This window comes from Falsiroseomonas sp. RANM36 (genome assembly GCF_056682175.1).
In genome coordinates, this window is sequence record NZ_JBWXTD010000007.1 from 309,308 (window position 1) to 313,003 (window position 3,696).

The 3,696-nt window shown below is 73.0% G+C and carries 3 protein-coding genes; 2 read left to right on the forward strand and 1 reads right to left on the reverse strand.

Features of this window, described 5'->3' with window-relative positions; translation table 11 throughout:
* Positions 1 to 89: 89 nt before the first annotated feature.
* Positions 90 to 1,088, reverse strand: a complete 999-nt coding sequence (locus tag AC1MIR_RS25630; RefSeq protein ID WP_480030999.1) for a Bug family tripartite tricarboxylate transporter substrate binding protein — start codon at positions 1,086 to 1,088, stop codon at positions 90 to 92.
* A gap of 169 nt (positions 1,089 to 1,257) precedes the next feature.
* Between AC1MIR_RS25630 and AC1MIR_RS25635 the strand changes: the two genes are divergently transcribed.
* A complete protein-coding gene (locus AC1MIR_RS25635) occupies positions 1,258 to 3,018 on the forward strand; it encodes a glucan ABC transporter ATP-binding protein/ permease (RefSeq protein ID WP_480031000.1) in 1,761 nt (586 codons plus the stop codon).
* 128 nt (positions 3,019 to 3,146) lie between these two features.
* On the forward strand, positions 3,147 to 3,584 hold the full coding sequence (locus AC1MIR_RS25640; protein WP_480031001.1) for a CBS domain-containing protein: 438 nt from the start codon (positions 3,147 to 3,149) through the stop codon (positions 3,582 to 3,584).
* The last annotated feature ends 112 nt before the right edge of the window (positions 3,585 to 3,696 follow it).

Consider the following 3,696-nt stretch of genomic DNA (forward strand, 5'->3'; position numbering starts at 1 on the left):
GCCCCCTCCCCCCGCGCGGGCGGCGGGGGGGGGGCGGGGCGGCCCCGGGGGGCCCCGCGCCGGGGGGCCCGCCGGTGCGGCGGCGGCCGCTACTCGATGCGCGCGCCGGAGCGCCGCACCACCTCGCCCCACTTGGCGATCTCGGCCTTGATGAAGGCCTCGAAGGCCTCGGGGCTGGTGCCGCCATCGGGCGTCAGGTTCGGCGCCATGCCGCCGAGATCCGCCAGGCGCCGCTGCATGTCGGGCTCGCGCAGGATGGCGTTCAGCTCGTCGGAATAGCGCTGGATGGCCGCGCGTGGCGTGCGCGCCGGGGCCTGAAGGCCGAACCAGGCGGTCGCCTCCACGCCGGGGAAGCCGGCCTCCGCCGTGGTCGGCACGTCCGGCATCGCCGGCGAGCGCTCCTTCGTCGTGACCGCCAGCGGGCGCAGCCGCCCGTCGCGCAGATGCCCGATCACGGAGGGCAGGTTGTCCACCCCCACGTCGATCCGCCCGGCGATCGTCTCCTGCAGCATCGGGCCGGCGCCGCGGAACGGCACATGGGTCATGTCGATCCCCGCCTCCAGCTTCAGCAGCTCGCCCGTCATGTGCAGCGAGGTGCCGGCGCCGGAGGAGCCGATGTTGAGCTTGCCGGGCTGCGCCTTGGCCAGCGCCACAAGCTCCTGCAGGGTGCGGGCGGCGACGTTCGGGTTGACGAAGATCGCGTTCGGCACGCGGATCATCAGCCCGACCGCCGCCAGATCCTCCGGCTTGATCGGCATGCGCGCGCCGTAGAGGCCGTAGTTGATCGCGCCGCCGCTGATCGTCTGCATCAGCAGCGTGTGCCCGTCGGGGTCGGCCTGCGCCACGGCCTGGCTGCCCAGGTTGCCGCCGGCGCCCGGCCGGTTCTCCACCACCACCTGCTGGCCGATCCGCCGCCCGAGGGGCTCGGCGAGCAGCCGCGCGGCGATGTCGGTCGTGCCGGCGGGGGTGAAGCCCACCACGATGCGCACGGTGCGCGTGGGCGCCCAGGCCTGGGCGCGGGCGATGCCGGGCAGGGCAAGGGGAGCGGCGAGGCTGGCGCCGAGCACGGCGCGACGGCTGGTCTTCATGGTCGTTCTCCTCCTGGGGCGGAACCCGGCGCTCCGCTGGCTTGCCCGCCGTTCCTGCCGCAGATCGGCCGCGGCTTGCAAGATGGCGGGATTTTGGCGAGTCCTATCGCCGGGGACTCCAGCGCCGCCGGACCTCCGGGGCACGCGGAAGTCGGAAGGGGCCCGCCGCATGCGTTTCCTGAAGGTGTACTGGCGGGTGCTGGCGCTGCTCGCGCCGGATCGCTGGGTGGCCACCGGGCTTGTCTTCGCCGCGCTGGCGATTGCCGGCCTCTCCTTCCTCGAGCCCGTGCTGTTCGGCCGCGTCGTGGACCTGCTGGCGCATTCCGAGCGGATCGGGCCTGACGCGCTCTGGACCGAGGCCTTCGCGCTGCTCGCCCTCTGGACCGCGGTCGGCCTCTCCTCCATCGGCGCGAATGTCGCCGCGGCCCTGCTGTCGGACCGCATGGCGCATCGCAACCGGCTCGCCGTGATGGGCGGCTATTTCGAGCACGTGCTGTCCCTGCCGCTCTCCTTCCACGGCGACACGCAGTCGGGCCGGCTGATGAAGGTGATGCTGCTCGGCTCCGACAACCTCTTCGCCTTCTGGCTCTCCTTCTTCCGCGAGCACCTCGTCACCTTCATCGCCGCCGGCGTGCTGCTCCCGCTCACGCTGGTGCTGAACTGGCGGCTCGGCCTGCTGCTGGTCGCGCTGGTCGTGCTCTTCGCGGTCGTCTCGGCCTGGGTGATCGGCAAGACCCATGCGGCGCAGAGCCAGGTGGAGGCGCTGCACACCCAGCTTGCCGGCAACGCGCAGGATGCGCTGTCCAACGTGATGGTCGTGCAGTCCTTCACCCGCCTGGGGTCGGAGGCGCGGCTGTTCCGCGACATCGTCGGCCAGGTGCTGGACCACCAGTTCCCGGTGCTGAACTGGTGGGCGGTGGTCTCGGTGCTGACGCGCTCGGCGGCGACGCTGACCGTCATCCTGATCTTCGTGCTCGGCACCGTGCTGCATCTGCGCGGCCAGGCGACGGTGGGCGAGATCGTCTCCTTCATGGGCTTCGCGACGCTGCTGATCGCGCGCCTGGAAGGGGCGGTCGCCTTCGTCTCCCACCTGCTGCTGCAGACGCCGGCGCTCGAGCAGTTCTTCGCCGTTCTCGACAGCCGCTCCTCGGTGCCGGAGAAGACCGACGCCCTCGTCCTCGGCCGCGTGGAGGGCGAGGTCCGCTTCGAGCAGGTGGCCTTCGCCTATCCCGGCGGGCCGCGCATCCTGGACGGCATCGACTTCCACGCCCCGCCCGGGCGCACCGTGGCGCTTGTCGGCCAGACCGGCGCAGGCAAGTCCACCGCCATGGCACTGCTGCAGCGCCTGTGGGACCCGGTGGACGGACGCATCACGCTGGATGGCCACGACCTGCGCGACATCACGCTGGAGAGCCTGCGCCGCAACATCGGCGTGGTCTTCCAGGAAGCGCTGCTGTTCAACCGCTCGATCCGCGACAACATCGTGGTCGGCCGCCCGGACGCGACGCAGGAGGAGATCGAGCGCGCCTGCCGCATGGCGGAAGCCCACGACTTCATCGCGATGAAGCCGCAGGGCTACGACACCATGGTGGGCGAGCGCGGCATGGCCCTGTCCGGCGGCCAGCGCCAACGCCTGGCCATCGCGCGGGCGCTGCTCAAGGATCCGCCGGTGCTGATCCTGGACGAGGCGACCAGCGCGCTCGACGCGGCGACCGAGGCCCGCGTGCAGAAGGCGCTGCGGGCGCTGATGGCCGGCCGCACCACCTTCATCATCGCCCATCGCCTCTCCACCGTGCGCGACGCCGACGAGATCCTGGTGTTCGAGGGCGGCCGCGTCGTGGAGCGCGGCGGCTTCGCCGAGCTGGTGAAGCTTGGCGGCCGCTTCGCGGAACTGGTGCGCACGCAGCTGGCCGGGGCCGAGCCGGCCTAGCCCTGGGCCCGTCGGCCCCGGCCGCGCCTGCAACCAGGGCGTGCTTGCCGCAGCGCAGCACAGCCTTTCCTTGCTTCGCCCTGGCCCGCTCTGCCAGCCTGGAGCTTCCCACGGGAAGGGACCACGCCATGGATATCGGGAGCATCCTGCGCAGCAAGGGCAACCAGGTCGTCTCCATCGGCCCGGAGGACGACACGGGCGCGATCGCCCGCATCCTCGCCCAGCACCGCATCGGTGCGGCGCTGGTGCGCGACGCCGGCGGCGAGGTGCTCGGCATCGTCAGCGAGCGCGACATCGTGCGCTGCATCGCCAGCCACGGCACCGAGGCGGTCGCCCTGCCGGCGGCGCGGATGATGACGCGCCTGCTGCACACCGCGACGCCGCGGACGACCGTGACGGAGGCGCTCTCCCTGATGACCGATCGCCGCGTGCGCCACCTGCCGGTGCTCGCCGAGGATGGCAGGCTGCTTGGCCTGGTCTCCATCGGCGACCTGGTCAAGGCGCGCATCGACGAGGCGCTGCACGAGGCCGAGGAACTGCGCCACTACGTCGAGAGCGCCGGCTGAAGGCCGGCGCCGCTCCCCCGCCCGCTCCCATCCGCCCCGCCCCCGCCCCCGCCCATCCCCCCGCCCCCGCCCCCGACCCGCCCCCCGCCCCCCCCCCCCCCCCCCACCGCCC

Coding starts and splice junctions, on each gene's coding strand:
- AC1MIR_RS25640 (WP_480031001.1), top strand. CDS start 3,147: ATGGATATCGGGAGCATCCTGCGCAGCAAGGGCAACCAGGTCGTCTCC.
- AC1MIR_RS25630 (WP_480030999.1), bottom strand. CDS start 1,088: ATGAAGACCAGCCGTCGCGCCGTGCTCGGCGCCAGCCTCGCCGCTCCC.
- AC1MIR_RS25635 (WP_480031000.1), top strand. CDS start 1,258: ATGCGTTTCCTGAAGGTGTACTGGCGGGTGCTGGCGCTGCTCGCGCCG.